Genomic DNA, 18,098 nt, shown 5'->3' on the forward strand with positions numbered 1-18,098 from the left:
ATGTATGACGGGGCCGCGATGGCGGCGCGGGGGGTGATGGTCGTTTCAATCAACTACCGGCTGGGTGTGCTAGGTTATATGGCGCATCCGGGATTGAGCGCGGAGAACCCGGACGGCATCTCCGGCAATTACGGCTTGCTGGACCAGATCGCCTCCCTACGCTGGGTCCGCGACAATATCGCGTCCTTTGGCGGCGATCCCGACAATGTCACCATTTCGGGGGAATCCGCCGGGGCGCTGTCGGTCATGTATCTGATGGCCTCTCCCCTGGCCAAGGGCCTGTTCGCCAAGGCCATCGTGCAGAGTGGCTACATGATCTCGGGCCCCGAACTGAAGAAACCCAACCATGGGGAGTTCGCGGCGGAGGCCATAGGCGCCTATATGATGGCCCAGGCCGGGGCCAATGATGTGGCGGCGATGCGTGCGGCGGATGCCCAGGCCCTGGTGGATGTGGGCGCCCGGCTGAATTATTTCCCGCTGGGTACCGTGGATGGCAAGGTGCTGACCGGGCAACTGGTCGATATATTCGACCGGGGCGAACAGGCGCCCGTCCCCGTGCTAGCCGGGTTCAATGGCGGCGAAATCCGCACCCTGCGCCACCTGTTGCCGCCCAAGCCGGCCGATGCCAAGGCCTATGAGAAAGCCATCGCCGAGAAATATGGCGACCTGGCCGACCTGTTCCTGCGGCTTTACCCCTCCGATAATCTGGAGGAAAGCATGCTGGCCGTGTCCCGCGATGCGCTGTACGCCTGGACGGCGGAACGGCTGGTGCGTAGCCAGACGGCGTTGGGGCAGGGTGGCTATTCTTACCTGTTCGACCATGCCTATCCGGCCACGGCGGAGAAGGGGTTGAACGCCTTCCATGCCGCGGAAATCCCCTATGTCTTCGGCACCATGGACCGCACGCCCGCCTATTGGCCCAAGGCGCCGGACAATCAGGTCGAACGGACCCTGTCCGCCGCCATGACCGATTATTGGGCCAGCTTCGCCAGCACCGGCAGGCCGGTGGCGACGGGGCAGCCGGACTGGCCGGTCTTTGGCAAGGATGAGGGCTACATGGCCTTCATCGATGCGCCACAGCCGGGGCGGCGCCTGATGCCGGGCATGTTCACCCTGCACGAAACCGCCATGTGCCGGCGCCGGGCTGCGGGAACGATGCAGTGGAACTGGAACGCCGGCCTGATTTCCCCGGTCCTGCCGCCCAAGGGGAAGGATTGCTGATCACGTCGCCGTTATTTCACCCTGGCGTGAAGGGGCGGCAGTCGAATTTCAGGAACAATCTGCGCCCCCGAAGCCCGCATCATGCTGCACCTACAGCCGGCCGACGCCGGGCACGGCGGCCCAGCGCCACGATGGAGAAGAAGGACACTGCACACATGGCGCAGAGATAGAGGGAGATGGACAGGGTCGACTGGTAATGCGCATAGAGCGCCGTGGCGATGATCGGTGCGAAGCCGCCGCCCACCACCGACCCGACCTGATAACCCAGCGAGGCGCCGGAATAGCGCACATCGACGGGGAACAGTTCCGCGAACAGGGCCGCCTGCGGCCCGTACATCATGCTGATGAACAGCATCTCCACCGCGATGGCCAGGACGATCAGGGGGGTGGAGGCGGTCTCCACCAGCGGGAACATGGCAAACGCCCATAGCCCGCTCAACACCGCGCCGATCATGAAGATGCCGCGCCGCCCGTAGCGGTCCGACAGGCCACCGAAGATGACCAGCACCGGCAGCATCATGGCGCTGGACGACATCACCGCCAGCAGCATGGTTTCCTGCGCGATGCCCAGCGTCGCGGTGCCATAGGCGACGATATAGGTGATGGCGATGTAGAAGCAGGTATTATTGGCGACAAACGCCCCGCCGGCCAGCAGCACGTCGGGCAGATGGTCGCGCAGCACCTTGGTCAGGGGCAGTTCCCGGGGCTTGTCCGGGGTGGTGGGCACCGCCTTGTCGAATTCCTCCGGCTCCTCCAGATGGCGCTGCACATAGGTGCCGATGGCGACCAGGACGACCGACAGAAGGAAGGGCACGCGCCATCCCCAGGATTGGAACGCGTCCGGCGATACCGCCTCGCTGACCAGCAGAAAGACGGTATTGGCCAGGACCAGCCCGACCGGCACCCCGATCTGCACGAAGCTGCCATAGTAACCGCGCCGGTTGGCGGGCGCGCTTTCGATGGCCATCAGCGCGGCCCCGCCCCATTGCCCGCCCACGGCCAGCCCCTGGGCGAAGCGCAGCAGCACCAGGGCCAGGGGCGCGAAAATCCCCGCCTGGGCATAGTTCGGCAAAAGGCCGATGGCGGTGGTAGCGATGCCCATGATCAGCAGGGCGATGGACAGCGCCCGCCTGCGCCCGAACATGTCGCCCAGATGCCCGAACAGGATGCCGCCCAGCGGCCGCACGATGAAGCCGACGGCAAAGGTGCTGAAGGCCGCGATCTGTGCCACGAAGGGCGGCATGTCGGACGGGAAGAACTGGCCCGGAAAGACCAGGGCGGCGGCTGTGCCATAGATGAAGAAATCATACCATTCGATGGAGGCGGCGGCCCCCGCCGTGGCCGCCACCTTGGTGGTGGACCGGGATTGTGCTGTCGCTGTCATGGCCTGTCCTCCGGTCAGCGGTTGGCGGCGGCGAAGGCGGCACCCTGCCGGCCCACGACATCGACCAGATCACCGATGCCGATATGCATGTCGATGCGATGCAGGCCCCAGTCGGGGAAGGTGCGGCCCTTCACGACCACGTCGCCCGGCACATCCTGTGTGCGCACATCATCCTTTCCGGCCTCCACATGCACCGCCAGATAGTGGCTGTCGCCATCGGTCACGCAAGCCGCGCTGAGCAGGCCCGGTGTGGTGACGAAGGGCGTGTCGATGCGCTGTCCGTTGCGGGTCCAGGCGAAGCCGTCGCGTGCCCAGGGGCCCAGATCGGTCTGAAAATAGGCGCGCAACGGCGCCGACCCGCCGCCCAGGCTGGCGGGATTGGTGCAGAGCCCGTGGGAATTGGGGAAGGCCTGCATGGTCATCGGCTCCACCCCCCGCCCGAACAGGCTGTTGGCCGACGGCGGGACAGTGTCGCGGAAGGAGGCGTAGGAGATGACGCAGCCCGTCTGGTCCGCCGCCCGACAGGCGGGGATATGTTTCAGCGATCCGCCGACATCGGCCCCGTTCGGCACGACAACATTGGTGCCCGGCAGGATGGCGGCGACGAGTTGCTTTTGCACCGGTTTGCCGTCGATCTCCGCCTTGATCAGGGACAGCAGCACGGCGGCCCCCTGGCTGTGCCCGATCAGGACGACGCCCCGGCCCTTGTTGTCATGCGCCATGTAATGCCGCCACGCCGCCAGCACGTCATTATAGGCCAGCGCACGGTCGGCGACAGGCCCGGCCCCGCCATTCATGCGGGCATGCAGGGAGGTCAGCGTCGCCTGACGGTAGAGCGGCGCAAAGGTCCGGCACTTGGCCCCGAACCGCGCGAACTGCACCGCCGCCACAAAACTTTCCTCTGGCCCTGCCTTCAGGTCGCTATTGCCGCCGGGATCGGTGGAAACGGTGGGATAGACATAGAAACAGTCGATGGCCGGGTCGGCGGCGCGCGTGAACGGTTCCCGCACCATGCTGCCATCGGCCTGGATGATGGTGGCCGTCAGGTCGATGGCGCAGGCATCGTCCCGGCCGGGACGGCACAGCCAACTGGCATCGTCCGCGTAATCGGCCGGTACTGTCTCTGCCTGCGCCGGGGTCAGCCCCAGCGACAGGACAGCCCCCAGCAGCAGCCGTTTCAGTCCACGCATTGCATCCTCCCAGATCATGTCGTTGGTGCCCCGGCGACGGGGTCGTTCATGTGCCCTTGATAAGCCCGGCCAGATGGCGGGCGCTGGGCTTGGGTGTCCGTGTGAAACGCTCGCGGTCCACGGACACCAGACCGAAATGCTGGCCGTATCCCTGCGTCCATTCGAAATTGTCCAGCAGGGACCAGTAGATGTAGCTGCGCACATCGATACCGTCGCGCAGGCATTGCTCCACCTCCGCCACGCTGTCATTCAGCCAGGCGACGCGGCGGCTGTCGTCGTCGGTGGCGATGCCGCTTTCGGTGACATAGATGGGCTTGGCTGTCTTTGCGGCGGCCAGACGGATCACCGATCCCAGGGCCTTGGGGTAATATTCATACCCCGCCGCCGTCATCTCCACCCCTGCCGGGGCCGCCATCGGCCCCTTGGCATCGACACGGATGCGGGTATAGGCCTGGACGCCGACAAAATCGCTCTGGTTCACCGCATCCCACCAGCCGCCATAGAGCGTGTTTTCCACCTGTGGCGCCAGGCTGTTCTCCCCCACCGCTTCCACCGCCTGGGTGGTCAGGGTGACGCCGACGGGGAAATCACCGGGGCCGGCCTTGATCGCCTGATAGGCCTTGGCGTGGGCGGCCAGCAGGTTGGGCTCGATCCGGTCGGGTTCCGCGAACAGGATGGAGGAGAAATGCGGCGACCCCGTCGCACGCCCCGCCGCCGCGATCATCGTGGCCCGCTTGGCGCGGTATTCCGGTGTCGCGGCCATGCGGAACACTTTCACCAGCAGGTGGATATTGGCCTCGTTGAAGGGCGAGGCCATGCCGATCTGATCACCCAGTGCGCGGGTCGCGCGCTCACAGAACCGGGCGAACAGGTCGGAACTGTCCGCCGCCTCCCACCCGCCCCGGCTGGCGAACCAGACCGGTACCGTAAAATGGTTGTAGGTGACGATGGGCAGCAGACCATGGTCGCGGCAGGACGCCAGCACGCGGACATAATGATCCAGTTGCGTCTGGTCGAACCGGCCTTCCTCCGGCTCGATCCGCGCCCATTCGATGCCGAACCGGTAGCAGTTCAGGCCGATGTCGCGGGCGATGGCGAAATCCTGCGCATAGCGGTTATAGCTGTCGCAGGCGCTGCCCGACGGTTCCTTGTAGACCGTCTCCGGCAGATGTTCGAGCAGCCAGCTATCGGAGTTGGTATTGTTGCCTTCGCTCTGATGGGCGGAAATGGCGGAGCCCCAGAGAAAGCCCTTGGGCGGCGCCCGGCGGGGTGCGGCCCGCGCGGCCGCGGGCCCGAGTGTGGCGGCCATGGCCATGCCCGCCAGCACCTGGCGGCGTGTCGTGCTCATCCGATCCTCCCTGACTTGTTTCTTATGGGGAAACTAAAAATCAGCCGTAGTCGGCGCGCAGGCGTGTCTTGTCGATCTTGCCCGTGGCGGCCAGGGGCATGCTGGCCACGCGCACAACGGCATCGGGCAGCCACCAGGACGGCACGCGGGGCCGCAGGGCATCCAGCAAGGCCTCATCCGCGATTTCCGTTCCCTGGTGCGGTTCGATCACCAGCACGGGGCGTTCACCCCATTTGGGATCGGCCCGGCCGACGACGGCGACCTGTGCGACCTGCGGCAGCGTGCCGATAACACTTTCGATCTCGCCGGGATTGATCCACTCGCCGCCCGATTTGATCAGGTCCTTGGCGCGGCCCGTGATGGTGATGTTGCCATCCAGATCGATGCGGGCGAGATCGCCCGTGTCGAACCAGCCATTTTCATCGACGGCCCCCTGTTCCTGGCCGAAATAGCGCTGGACCACGGCGGCGCCGCGCACCCGCAGGCGGCCTTCCTGTCCCCGCTGCTCGGGCAGGGCCACGCCGTCGGCATCGGTCAGCAGCAGATCCACGCCCATCGTGGGGCGACCGGATTGTGCCGCGTTGCGCATCGGTGCCTCTGGGGCGGCGGCGGTGCCCAGGGGCGACAGTTCGGTCATCCCCCAGCTTGTCTGGATGGTGACGCCCAGCCGCCGTTCCAGCCGGTCCATCAGGGCCTGCGGCATGGCGGCACCGCCCACCATGACGCGGCGCAGGGTGGGTGTTTCCCCGCCCGTGCGGTCCAGATAATCGGCCAGCCCCAGCCAGACCGTTGCCACCCCGGCCGCCACCGTCACGCCCTCCCGGTTGATCAGGTGGGCAAGGCTGGCCCCATCCTGGTGACGGCCGGGCAGCACCAGCTTCGCCCCCGCCGCCGGCCCGGAAAAGGGGAAGCCCCAGCCATTGGCATGGAACATGGGCACGGCGACCAGCACGCAATCGCGCGAGGTCAGTCCGCAGGCATCGGCTTGAAGCTGATGGACCGTGTGCAGATAGTTGGATCGGTGCGTATAGGTGACGCCCTTGGGCGCACCCGTCGTGCCCGACGTGAAGCAGAGGCCGGCGGGCGCATTCTCGTCTGCCCACTCCCACCCGACATCCCGGCCCAGGGTGGCCAGAAGATCGTCATAGGCCCAGACCTTCACGCCCCCGCAATCGGGCGGCGGGTCGGATGCGCCCGGCTCGTCCAGTACCACGACACACTCAATCCCGGGGCACAGTTCGACCAGCGTGCGGGCCAGTTCCGTCAGGTCGGGGCTGACGGCCAGTACACGGTTGCCGGCCTGCCGGATCATGCCGGCCAGATGGGCCGGCGACAGGCGGGGGTTCAGCGTGTGGCAGACGATGCCCACACCGACAGCCCCGTACCAGCATTCCATATGCGCCTGACTGTTCCAGGCCAGCAGGCCCAGATTGTCCCCGGCGTCCAGGCCCAGCGCCTGAAACGCGCCGGAGAGGCGCCGGGCGCGGTCGCGCAACGCCGCATAACCGATCCGGGTGGTGACCCCGCCGCCACCGGCCGTCACGACCTCCGTGGCGCCATGCCACTTGGCCGCATGCTCGATGAAACGGTCCAGCGTCAGCGCATAGGGCTGCATGGCGCCGGCTTGTAAGGGGGTAGTCATCTTGTTGCTATGCTCCCGCGCATCGCTAGGGGGATGTCTGTCGTTTCCGGGCCGCTTCTTCCCGGCAGATGGCTTCGAACCCGGCGGCCATGAATTTCGCCATGTGCCGCCGGATGGAGACAAAATCGTCGGAGGAACAAAGACCGTGGGACAGTTCGTCCAGACGGCCCGTGCGGGCCATGTTGTGCGTCATGGCGCCGGACACGAAATGGTAGCCCCAGAAGATCGTTTCCTCGTCACAGTCCGGCATGGCCTTTTTCAGCAGGTCGATCAGGGCCAGGACGACCGGGTTGAAATATTTGGTCATCTTCTCGGCACCCCAGCCGGCCGCGCTGTTGGCCTGCGCCGCGATCTTGCCGAAGGCCCGCCACTGGTCCGTCTCATCGATCTGCACATTCAGGTCGGCATCGATCCAGGAGGCCAAGGCCCCTTCGACCGTGATCTTGTCGCCCGCCTCCTCGGCATAGCGGCGCATGGATTCCAGGCGGTTGCGGGCGGAAATCGGCGCCTTGCGGGCCCATACCGCCTCGCAGATGCTGTCCTTACCGCTGAAATGGTAATGGATCAGGGTTGAACTGACGCCGACCTTGGCCGCCACATCCTTCAGCGTGAAGCCGTGATAGCCGAATTCGGCGAAGAGCTGCTCGGCCGCGTCCAGGATGCGTTCGATGGACGCTTCCCGGACACGGGCCTTGTGGTTCTTGCCACGGGCAGGTTGTTCAACGTCGCTCATGATACTCCAAACTCCCGACCTGGGGGCTCCTGCCGGGCGGCGCACTTGCCACCCGGCTCTTTCCCAGTACGGTTAAAAGGCGGCGAACCCGATGTCGAGACGCCAGGCACGTCCCTGCCGCCGCCGGCTTTCGACCAGCGCGTCGGCATGGGCGAAGGGACCGGCCTGCAGCCAGTTCCCCGCCGCCGGATGCTCGCCAATGTCCAGGTAACCAGCCTCCCCCACCGCATAGCGGGGCCAGGCGGCCTCGCCCTCGGCGCGCGGAACGCCGTCGCGGACAAAGGAAAGCCAGTAACCCATCATGGCCGCCGACAGCTTTGCCTCATCCCCGCTCAGCGGCGGTTTGGGCCAGTTCGGGCCCAGGGCCGCATCCGGTCCGACCTGCCCGAACATGTAGGGCAGTTCGCTGGCATGGAAGGCGGCCAGATTGCGGTCCCGCTGGGCCGGCGTGCTGTGCCGGAAATAATAGAGATAGGCCGGCTGTCCCGCCGCCGCCTGCTGCCGCGCCACATTCTGCGCGGCCCAGCCGTAAAGACCGTCGCGGATGGACGCGGCCGCATCCTCCTTCGGGTCGTCGCCGGGATAAAGGGCGAGATAGGCCGAGGCGCCGTCACCGAAGCGGGCACGGATATCCGCCTCATACGCCGCCTTGGTGGCGGGAATATTCTTCGGCATCAGGAAGGGCAGGGACCGGATTTCCCCCTCGTTGAAGCCGGCCAGGACGGGGACCTTGGCCTGTTCACCCAGGGCGAAACTGTCGGCAAGCTGCCGCTTCAGCACGGCACCGTCGATCACCGGCTCCGGCGCCCAGCCGGTGGCCGGACCGGCCCTGAACAGGGTCACCAGATCAGCCTTGCGCAGCGACGCCGCATCGCCGACGCCCGCCGCCTTGCCCAGGGCCGCCCCCATCGCCTCGGCCGAAGGCAGGCCCAACGTCTCCTCCCGCAGGGCGCGGTAGGCCGGCATGTAACCGCTCTGCGTGATGGCGGCGCGGAACAGGCCATGGGCCTGCGGGCTGGCCATCAGGGCGATGACGGACAGACCGCCCGCCGATTCACCCGCGATGGTAACCTTGGTCGGATCGCCACCGAAGGCAGCGATATTGTCGCGGACCCAGCGCAGCGCCGCGATCTGGTCCATCAGACCGTAATTGCCCGACAATTTGTCCGGCGATTCAGCGCTGAGCGCCGGATGTGCCAGGAAGCCCAGCAGTCCCAGCCGGTAATTGATGGACACCAAGATCACGCCCTTCTGCGCAATCTTCGTCCCGTCATAAAGCGGTTCGGAACTGCTGCCCCCCACCAGGGCCCCGCCATGGATCCAGACCATGACGGGCAGGTTCTTTGCATCGTTGGGTGCCCAGACATTCAGGCTCAGGCAATCCTCCGCCATCGCGGCCATGCCACCATAATAGAGGCTGGTGGGCACCGGTGGCGGCTGCAGGCAGGCGGGGCCGAAGCTTTTCGCCTCGCGCACGCCTTGCCAGGGCTGCGCCGGGACCGGCGGGCGCCAGCGCTGGTCGCCCGTCGGTGGCTGGGCATAGGGGATGCCCTTGTAGGACACCACCCCGTCGCTGACGGCCGTACCTTCCAGCAGGCCGCCGCCGCCGACCTGGACACGCGGCCCCGTGGCGGGTGCGGCCATCGCGGCATGCTGCCAGCCCCCGATGGCGACGGTCAGGCAAAGGCCTGTCGCCGCCATCCAGGCCCGCCACCCGGCGGGCGCGGCCGCCCTTACCATAGATTGTACCCCAGGCGCACACCGACGGTCAGCGGCCTTGTCACGGCATAGCGGCTATAGACGAACGCTTCGGGATGCACATAGGTGATGGCGTTGCGGTTGGTCAGGTTCTCGCCATACAGCGTGACGGTCAGATCGTTGAAGGTGATGCCCGTCTGCAGGTTCAGCAGCGTATAGGCGTCGGTGCTGTCATAGGTCGGGCGCGGCACGGTGGGCTTGCCCGGCGTGTTGGGGAACCCGACCGGGAACGACCCGACATGCTGGATCTGGAAACTGGTGAAGGCGGGCCGGTCGTCGAACAGCGTGTAGCTGTAGCTGCCGAAGAACGATCCCTGCAGATGCGGGGAGGCCAGACGTGACCCGTCCACGGCTCCGGAAACCTGCGCCTGCTGCGTCGACAGTTTGGTCACCTTGGCATCGTTCAAGGCGGCGTTCAGACCCAGGGTCAGGCCGCGTGTGGGCCGCACCGTGACTTCCGCTTCCAGCCCCTTGCTGACCGCCTGGCCGATATTGGTGGCGAACTGCACAGAGTCCGACACGCGGTTGGCCTGGACCTGCAGGTTCGACCAGTCGATGTAATAGGCGGCCAGATTGGCCGTCAGCTTGCCGTCCAGCCAGGTGCCCTTGATCCCCGCCTCGTAATTGGTCAGATCGTCGGAACTGGCGCCGCCGGGAATGACCAGATCGCTTGGGGTAACCGTGCTGACACTGCCGGCCCGCACATTATAGACGGGTGTGCGGTAACCCGTGGATACCGTCGTATAGAGCGTCATGTTGCGCGACGGCTCATAGGACAGGCTGGCCTTCCAGGAGGATTTTTCGGTCGACGGATAATCGCGGGTCACCGGTGCCGTGGGCACCAGCGCCAGCGGTCCCCGGATGCCGCCCAGCGCATAGGTGAAATAGGCCGAGTTGAAGCCCGACAGTACATCCACCGTCGTCTTGTACTTGCCATAGCGCAGGCCGCCGATGGCCGACAGCTTGTCGGTGATGTGCCAGGTCAGTTCCCCGAAGCCGGCCAGTTCATAGGATTCTGCATCCGTCACATTCGAATAGAAGGTGCCGTCCGGCATCAGGCCGGTGATGCCGCGTGCGGCCAGGAAGTCAGGCCGCGACGCCTGACGCGCATCCAGGAACTGGTCGCGATGCAGGTAATAGCCGCCCACCGTCCAGTCGAACCGCCCGCCCGTGGCGGAGACCAGCCGCGTTTCCTGCACCAGGGTCTTCCAGACGCCAGTGTTGAACAGGTCATAGGGGAGTGCCAGATTGAAGGTGCCGGACAGATCGACGTCGAAATGCCCCTTCTGGTGCCCATAGCTGGTCGAGCTGGTCAGGTGTGCCCAGTCGAAATCATAATCCAGCGTCGCATTATATTGCTGGGTTTGCGACGTATAGAGGTCCGGCATGGTCGTGTAGCGCTTGCGCTTGCCCAGCGACGGGGTGACCAGCGAGGCGTCTTCCGGCTGGCTGTCCTCATACAGCGCCATCAGCTTCAGGCTGAGCCGTTCGGTCGGCTGCCAGAGCAGCATGGCCCGGCCGCCCACACTTTCCAGCGTGTTGGCGTGTTTCTTCCCGGTACCGGTATTCTCCACATAGCCATCTTCGTGCCGGTAGAAGCCGACAACGCGCAGGCCCAGCTTGTCCTCCACCAGTGGCACGTTCACCATGCCGTTATAGCGCTGGCGCAGACCGTTGGAGGCCGGCGTATAGCCGCCATCCACCGACAGCGACTTGTCGGTCTGGGTCAGGTCCGGACTTTTGGTCAGGATGCGCAGGGCGCCCGACAGCGAACCCGATCCGAACAGCGTGCCCTGCGGCCCGCGCAGGAATTCCACCCGCTCCACATCAAACAGGGTGGGGTCCAGCGTCACCGAATTGCCGATGGTGGTCAGCGGCAGGTCGTTCAGATAGATGGTGGTCGTGCTTTGCAATCCGGCATCATAGCCATTGACCGAGATGCCGCGCGTCGTGACGCTGAGATTGTTGCTGCTGCGGTTATCCATCACCACGCCCGGCGTCTCCTTGGCGATGCCTTCGACGCCGACAATGCCCTTCTGGGTCAGTTCGGTCTGGGTGAAGGCCGTGATGGACAGCGGGACATCCTGCAACCGTTCGGCACGACGGGTCGCCGTCACCACGATCTCTTCCAGTACCACCGCGTCGTTCGACGGGGTCTGGGCGACAGCGGCGGACGCCGCCGCCAGCAACGCCGTTGCCGACGCCGCGCAAGCTAGGTTTCTCAATTTTTCCTCCCTGTTTCGGCGGCGTCTTGGCGACGCTTTTGCGCGAATGGACTGACGTTCTCATACCGTCCGGCCATCGTCAATACTGACTGACACGGAAGTCAGTATTAATTTTCCGGTCAGAGGCGTCGTGGCATAAAAATGGTACGATCGATCAAAATATGTTGACCGCCATCAGGGGCATCCCGTATTCGATGCCATCGTCAAGGGACTGTGCGTCCCGCCCCGGAACCTGACAGGAGTGGTTCTCATGTCCCTGGTCGTGCATCGCCGGAACCTGGACTTCTTGCTTTATGAGACCTTGGGCTTTGGGACGGTGCTGTCGGCCCCACGCTTCGCCGGCTATGACCGCGCGGCGGTGGATGCGGTCCTGGATACCGTCCAGGCCATTGCGGAGAACGAATTTCTGCCCTGTGCGGCCGATCTTGACGCGCATGAGCCGCATTTCACCGAGGGGCGGGTGCAGGTCGATGCGCGGGTCAGACGGGCGCTGGGGGCCTGCGCGGAAGCCGGTCTTTTCTCTGCCGGTTTTGATCATGAACTGGGCGGGCTGGGGATGCCGGCCACGGTGACGATGCTGATCAACGGCATCCTGGCCGCCGCCAATATCGGCATCGCCAATTACCAGCTTCTGACCGTGGCCGGCGCCAACATGCTGGCGTCTTTTGGTACGGATGAACAGAAATTGCTGTTCCTGCGGCCCATGATGGAAGGGCGCTGGTTCGGCACCATGTGCCTGTCGGAGCCGCAGGCGGGGTCGTCGCTGTCCGATATCCGCACCCGCGCGGAACCGCTGGAAGGACGCCTGCACCGCATCACCGGTACCAAGATGTGGATTTCCGGCGGCGATCATGACCTGACGGAAAACATCGTCCATATGGTTCTGGCGCGCCGTCCCGACGGGCCGCCGGGGGTGAAGGGCCTGTCCCTGTTCATCGTGCCCAAATACCGGGTCGGGGCGGATGGCACGCCGGGGGAATTCAACAATATCGCGCTGGCCGGCCTGAACCATAAGATGGGGCAGCGCGGGACCACCAACTGTCTGTTAAATTTCGGGGAAGGCGGCGACTGCCTGGGCTATCTGCTGGGCGAGCCGCACCAGGGCCTTGCCTGCATGTTCCATATGATGAACGAGGCGCGGATCGGCGTCGGTGCCAATTCCGCCATGTCGGCACAGGCGGGATATCTCTATTCCCTGGACTATGCCCGCACCCGGCCCCAGGGGCGTCCCTTGCGCAACAAGGACGCCACCACGCCGCAGGTGCCGATCATCGAGCATGCGGATGTGCGCCGCATGCTGCTGGCCCAGAAGGTGGCCGTGGAGGGGGCGCTGGCCCTGTCCTGCTATTGCACGATGCTGGTCGACCGGATGGCGACAGCCACGGACGAGACGGAACGGCGCGACCTGCACCTGCTGCTGGAACTGTTGACCCCGATGGCCAAATCCTGGCCCGCAGAACATTGCCTGGAAGCCAACAAGCTGGCCATCCAGGTGCTGGGCGGATACGGCTATACCCGCGATTATCCGGTGGAGCGCCATTACCGCGACAACCGCCTGAACGCCATCCATGAAGGCGCCTATGGCATCCACGGGCTGGACCTGCTGGGCCGCAAGGTGCGGATGGAAGGCGGATGGGCTATGGATCTGCTGGTGCTGGAGATCGGCCAGACCCAGGACGCGGCAGAGGCCCAGGGCGGTTTCGGTGACGAGATCGACGCCCTGCATGGTGCGCTGGCGGGGCTGGGCCGTGCCACCCGCGCCGTGCTTGCCTGCAAGGACCCTGAACATGCCCTGGCCAACGCCACCCTGTACCTGGATGGTTTCGGCCAGATTGTGATTGCCTGGCTGTGGTTGAAGCAGGCCGTGGCCGCCAGCCGGGCGCTGGAAAGCGGGACCGGTGCGGGGGAGACGGATTTCCACCAGGGCAAGATCGCCGCCTGCCGGTATTTTTTCCGCTACGAACTGCCCCGCGCCCTGCCCTTGCTGGTTCTGGTGGAACGGCTGGACAGCACCTGCCTCGACGTCACGCCGGCGCAGTTCCTGGGTGACTGAATTGTCCGACCGGGGGCTTGCCGCGCGGGCTTACGGGGCGGTAGTTTTGCGCCACCGAACAGCGCCGTGGGTGCCATGAGTGAGCAAGCCGCATCCGGGCCGATCGAACGACGTCGCGGAGAAAAGCAGGAACGATCCCAGCAGCGCCGGGCCCGCATGGTGGATGCCATTGTCGCGCTGCTGGCAAGCCATGGCATCGCGGGCCTGACGCACCGGCTGGTGGCGCGGGAGGCCGGTGTCTCGTTGGCCGCCACCACCTACTATTTCGACAGCAAGTTCGACATGGTTGCGGCCGCGTCGAACCGGATATTGGACGGTTACAGGTCGGCGTTCCAGCGCGCAGCCCGATCCGGTCGCCATGTGTCCGTCCATGATTATGTTGTCCGGCTGCTGATCAACGCCGTGGAGCGCGATCGGACGGGTTCCGTCTGCTGGACGGAGATCATGCTGGATGCCCCGCGCCATGCGGAAAGCCTGGCCCTGGCCCAGGAATGGTTCGCCGGCCTGCCGATGATCTGGGAAGGCATCGCCGGGGCGACGGGTGTGCCGACCCCGCAGGCGGCCGCCCGTTCGGCCGTCGATACGGTCATCGGCCTGATGCTGATGGTGCTGGGCTTGGGGCTGACGGAGGCGCAGGTCGCCGCCGTCTTCCTGCACGGTGCCGCGCCACAGCACGCCTGGGCGCCGTCCTCTGCCGTTGCCGTCCCACCGGCGGCCAAGCCCGGGCGTAAATCGGCCGAAACGCGCGACAGGATCATTGCCGCCGCCATCGCCATCCTGACGCGGGACGGCAGCGCCGCCGTCAGTTACCGGACGGTTGCTGTGCAGGCGGGGTTGGCCCCGGCGGGCCCGGCCTACCATTTCCCGACGGTGGAAGGCCTGCTGGCCGCTGCCCAGGCGCAGTTGTTCGAGAATTCGAAGCAGCGTTACCGGCTTGCCGCCGCCATGGACAGTGGCCCGCATGATCTGGAACGCCTGATCGACCGGACCGCCGTCGTGTTCCTGCGCGAAGTGACGGCCTTCGGTGATCAGAACCTGGCCAATTTCACCATCTGGCTGGAGGCATCGCGGCGACCGGAGCTGCGCCCCATGATCTGGAACAGCGTCACCGACCAGATCAGGGCCTGGAATCATGTGCTGGAAACCATGGGCGTTGCCTTGCGCCCGTTGGATGCCCTGTTGCCGCAATGTATTTTTATCGGAAAGCTGGTGCGGCTGCTGGCTGTCGGTGCCCCGTTGCAGGAACTGGAAAATGTGCGCCGCGACTTTGCCGCCGACCTGACTGCCTTGGTGGAAAGGCGTTTCTGGCTCTCACCGTGATGTCGATGCAGGTTTTCTTCACCCCGCAGGTCAGCCGGGTGCCATACAGGATCAGCAGCAACCGGGCGCCGCGACGCCGAAATGGGCGCGGCCATCTGGTGATCACGATGTCGCGCGTTGAAGCGCTCCGGCTTCTGGGGTAGAAGCGGATATAATATTATTAAATGGGATCATGCGCGGATGATCAGACTTGGACTTGTCGGGGTCGGTAAGATCGCGCGGGATCAACATGTCCCGGCCTTGTCGAAAAGCGCTGATTTCGTGCTGACGGCGACGGCGAGCCGTCAGGGCACTGTGGACGGCGTCGCGGGGTACGCATCGGTTGAAGAGATGCTGGCGGCCCGGCCCGACATCCAGGCCGTGTCGCTCTGCACCCCGCCCGGCGGGCGGTTCGAACAGGCGATGGTCGCCATCCGGGCCGGCAAGGATCTGATGCTGGAAAAGCCGCCCGCGGCCACGGTGTCGGAGGTGGAGGCGCTGGCCCAGGAAGCGCGCAAGCACGGCACGGTTCTGTTTACCACCTGGCATTCCCGCGAGGCGGCGGAGGTCGATGCCGCCCGCGATTGGCTGGCATCGCGCCGGATTGATGCGGTGCGCATCCGCTGGATGGAGAATATCCGGCAATGGCATCCCGGTCAGGATTGGATCCTGGCAGCCGGTGGTTTCGGTGTCTTCGATCCGGGCATCAACGCGCTGTCCATCGCCACGCGCATCCTGCCGGAAGCGCTGACAGTGCTGGATGCGGAGCTGGAGGTGCCGTCGAACCGCGTCAGCCCCATTGCCGCATCGATCCGGTTCCGCACCGGTGACGCGCCCGGCGACGTCCGCCTGGATTTCCTGCAGACCGGCCGGCAGACCTGGGACATCGAGGTCGACACCGATGCCGGCATGCTGCGCCTTGGCATGGGCGGCAGCATCCTGGAACTGCCCGGCCAGCCGCCGGTGAGTGGCGCTGACGAGGAATATGCCCGTCTTTACAAGCGGTTCGCAGAACTGGTGCGCACGCGCCAGAGCGATGTGGACTTGCGCCCGCTGCTGTTTGTGGCCGACAGTTTTATGATCGCCACGCGCCATCTGGTGGCCCCTTTCGACTTCTAGACCGGTTTTCGGTTGAGGGGGAACTGTTCCGGCCATGCCTTATGCCGAAAAAATATCAGATAAATAAGATGTAATCGTGATGGTCCGCGTACCGGGGGCATAAGTGAATTTTTACTTTTAGCCCCCTGAATCCCCATCGAACATTGAGGCCCGCTTGTTTTCCAATGCATCCGATGCCGTGCGTCCGCGCGGGGAACGATGTGGGAAACCATGACAGACATTTTGATGATCGCGCTGGTCCTGGGGCTGTTCGCCCTTGGCATCGGCTACGCCTACGCTTGCGAGGGAGTGTGAGGCGATGCTGGATTTGATCCTGGGGATCGTCACGGCCGTGGGCCTTGCCCTCTATCTGATCCATGTCCTGTGCCGGCCCGAGCGTTATTGAACGCCGCCGGATAGCGGAGTTTCCGACTTGACCCTGATTGGCTGGATACAGATTGCGCTGTTCTGCGCGATCATCATTGCCGTCACGCGGCCGCTGGGCGGCTACATGACGCGCATCTTCGCGGGTGAACGCACCCTGCTTTACCCTGTGCTGCGGCCGGTGGAGGCGGGCTTCTACAAGCTGGCCGGTGTCGATGACCGGACCGAACAGCATTGGCTGACCTATGCGGTGGCCATGCTGCTGTTCAATCTGGCTGGTGTGGCCTTTCTTTACGCCGTTCTGCGGTTCCAGGACCTGCTGCCGCTCAACCCGCAGGGGTTGCCGGCAGTGGCGCCGGAACTGGCCTTCAACACGGCCATCAGCTTCGTTACCAACACGAACTGGCAATCCTATGGTGGTGAAACCACCATGAGCTATCTCAGCCAGATGACGGGGCTGACGGTGCAGAATTTTCTGTCGGCGGCGACGGGCATCGCGCTGGCGCTGGCGCTGGTACGCGGCTTTGCCCGCCGGTCGGCGCGGACCATCGGCAATTTCTGGGTCGATATGACCCGTGCCACGCTGTACCTGCTGCTGCCGATCAGTATCCTGGCCGCGCTTTTCTTCGTCTGGCAGGGTGTGCCGCAGAATTTCGACGCCTATGCCATGGCCACCACGGTGGAGGGCGCGAAGCAGACCATCGCCCAGGGGCCGGTTGCCAGCCAGTTGGCCATCAAGATGCTGGGCACCAATGGTGGCGGCTTCTTCAACGCCAATTCGGCCCATCCCTATGAGAATCCCACGGCCCTGTCGAACTTTGTGCAGATGGTGATGATCTTCGCCATCGGTGCCGGTCTGACCAATCTGTTCGGTCGCGCGGTCGGCAATGAAAAGCAGGGCTGGGCCATCCTGGGGGCCATGGGCGTGCTGTTCCTGGCGGGCGTCACGGTGACGTGGTGGGCGGAGGCCGGCGGCAATCCCCTGTTTGCCGGGTTCCATATCGATCAGACCCTGGGCAACATGGAAGGCAAGGAGGTGCGGTTCGGCACCGCCATGTCGGCGCTTTTTGCCGTCATCACCACCGCTGCATCCTGTGGCGCCGTGAACGCCATGCATGACAGTTTCATGCCGCTGGGCGGCATGGTGCCCATGGTGAACATGCTGCTGGGAGAGATCATCGTGGGCGGCGTGGGGGCGGGCCTGTACGGCATGCTGCTGATGGCCGTCATTACGCTGTTCGTGGCTGGCCTGATGGTGGGCCGCACGCCGGAATATGTCGGCAAGAAGCTGGAAGCGCGGGAAATCAAGATGACCGTCCTGGCCATCCTGGCCATGCCGGCCATGATCCTGGCCTTCACGGCCGTGGCCCTGGTCATTCCCGATGGCCTGTCGGGTATCCAGGATGCGGGGCCGCATGGCTTTTCCGAAGTCTTCTATGCCTACAGCTCCGCCGCCGCCAACAATGGCAGCGCCTTTGCCGGCCTGACCGCCAGCAACGTCTGGTACACGGTGACGCTGGGCATCGCGATGTTTGTGGGGCGTTTCCTGATCATCGTGCCCATGCTGGCCGCTGCCGGGTCGCTGGCGGCGAAAAAACTGGTGCCCCCCTCGGCCGGCAGCTTCCCCACCACGGGGCTACTGTTCGTCGGGTTGCTGGTGGGTGTGATCCTGATCGTCGGCGGGTTGACCTATTTCCCCGCCTTGTCGCTGGGGCCGGTGGTCGAGCATCTGATGCTGACCGCCGCCGTGCAACCCTGAGCGG

The 18,098-nt window shown here is 65.1% G+C and carries 13 protein-coding genes; 6 read left to right on the forward strand and 7 right to left on the reverse strand.

What is annotated here, in order from left to right:
- Positions 1–1,221: carboxylesterase family protein (locus KBA48_RS09840; RefSeq protein ID WP_292905710.1), on the forward strand; the 1,221-nt coding region annotated here is incomplete at its 5' end.
- A gap of 79 nt (positions 1,222–1,300) precedes the next feature.
- On the opposite strand, the gene KBA48_RS09845 is transcribed toward KBA48_RS09840, so the two are convergent.
- The 7 genes from KBA48_RS09845 to KBA48_RS09875 all read right to left on the reverse strand — a co-directional run bounded on the left by KBA48_RS09845 (position 1,301) and on the right by KBA48_RS09875 (position 11,501).
- Complete coding sequence (locus tag KBA48_RS09845; protein ID WP_292905712.1) at positions 1,301–2,605, reverse strand: MFS transporter; 1,305 nt, start codon at positions 2,603–2,605, stop codon at positions 1,301–1,303.
- Positions 2,606–2,619: 14 nt separating this feature from the next.
- Entirely contained in the window at positions 2,620–3,795 is a 1,176-nt protein-coding gene (locus KBA48_RS09850; RefSeq protein WP_292905714.1) for a DUF3089 domain-containing protein, read from the reverse strand.
- Positions 3,796–3,841: 46 nt separating this feature from the next.
- Positions 3,842–5,143, reverse strand: coding sequence for a glycoside hydrolase family 1 protein (locus tag KBA48_RS09855; RefSeq protein ID WP_292905716.1), 1,302 nt, complete (start codon positions 5,141–5,143; stop codon positions 3,842–3,844).
- 40 nt (positions 5,144–5,183) lie between these two features.
- Positions 5,184–6,785, reverse strand: coding sequence for an AMP-binding protein (locus KBA48_RS09860; RefSeq protein WP_292905718.1), 1,602 nt, complete (start codon positions 6,783–6,785; stop codon positions 5,184–5,186).
- A gap of 25 nt (positions 6,786–6,810) precedes the next feature.
- Positions 6,811–7,518: a TetR/AcrR family transcriptional regulator gene (locus KBA48_RS09865; protein WP_292905720.1), complete on the reverse strand. Its 708-nt coding sequence runs from the start codon at positions 7,516–7,518 to the stop codon at positions 6,811–6,813.
- Between the two features lie 72 nt (positions 7,519–7,590).
- Entirely contained in the window at positions 7,591–9,219 is a 1,629-nt protein-coding gene (locus tag KBA48_RS09870) for a carboxylesterase family protein (RefSeq protein ID WP_292905722.1), read from the reverse strand.
- Positions 9,220–9,251: 32 nt separating this feature from the next.
- Positions 9,252–11,501: a TonB-dependent receptor gene (locus KBA48_RS09875; protein ID WP_292905724.1), complete on the reverse strand. Its 2,250-nt coding sequence runs from the start codon at positions 11,499–11,501 to the stop codon at positions 9,252–9,254.
- Positions 11,502–11,751: 250 nt separating this feature from the next.
- Here KBA48_RS09875 and KBA48_RS09880 point away from each other — a divergent pair, with 250 nt between their 5' ends.
- The 5 genes from KBA48_RS09880 to kdpA all read left to right on the forward strand — a co-directional run bounded on the left by KBA48_RS09880 (position 11,752) and on the right by kdpA (position 18,094).
- Positions 11,752–13,554, forward strand: a complete 1,803-nt coding sequence (locus tag KBA48_RS09880) for an acyl-CoA dehydrogenase (protein WP_292905726.1) — start codon at positions 11,752–11,754, stop codon at positions 13,552–13,554.
- A 75-nt stretch (positions 13,555–13,629) separates the two neighbouring features.
- Positions 13,630–14,874 (forward strand): TetR/AcrR family transcriptional regulator, encoded by a 1,245-nt coding sequence (locus KBA48_RS09885; protein WP_292905728.1) that lies wholly within the window; start codon positions 13,630–13,632, stop codon positions 14,872–14,874.
- Between the two features lie 180 nt (positions 14,875–15,054).
- Positions 15,055–15,972, forward strand: coding sequence for a Gfo/Idh/MocA family oxidoreductase (locus KBA48_RS09890; protein WP_292905730.1), 918 nt, complete (start codon positions 15,055–15,057; stop codon positions 15,970–15,972).
- 298 nt (positions 15,973–16,270) lie between these two features.
- Positions 16,271–16,357 carry a potassium-transporting ATPase subunit F gene (locus tag KBA48_RS33025; protein ID WP_367273830.1) on the forward strand — a complete coding sequence of 29 codons (87 nt, stop codon included), beginning with the start codon at positions 16,271–16,273 and terminating at the stop codon, positions 16,355–16,357.
- A 27-nt stretch (positions 16,358–16,384) separates the two neighbouring features.
- Positions 16,385–18,094, forward strand: coding sequence for a potassium-transporting ATPase subunit KdpA (kdpA, locus tag KBA48_RS09895; protein ID WP_292905732.1), 1,710 nt, complete (start codon positions 16,385–16,387; stop codon positions 18,092–18,094).
- The last annotated feature ends 4 nt before the right edge of the window (positions 18,095–18,098 follow it).

The sequence above is a fragment of the Niveispirillum sp. genome (assembly GCF_017996735.1).
Lineage (GTDB): Bacteria > Pseudomonadota > Alphaproteobacteria > Azospirillales > Azospirillaceae > Niveispirillum.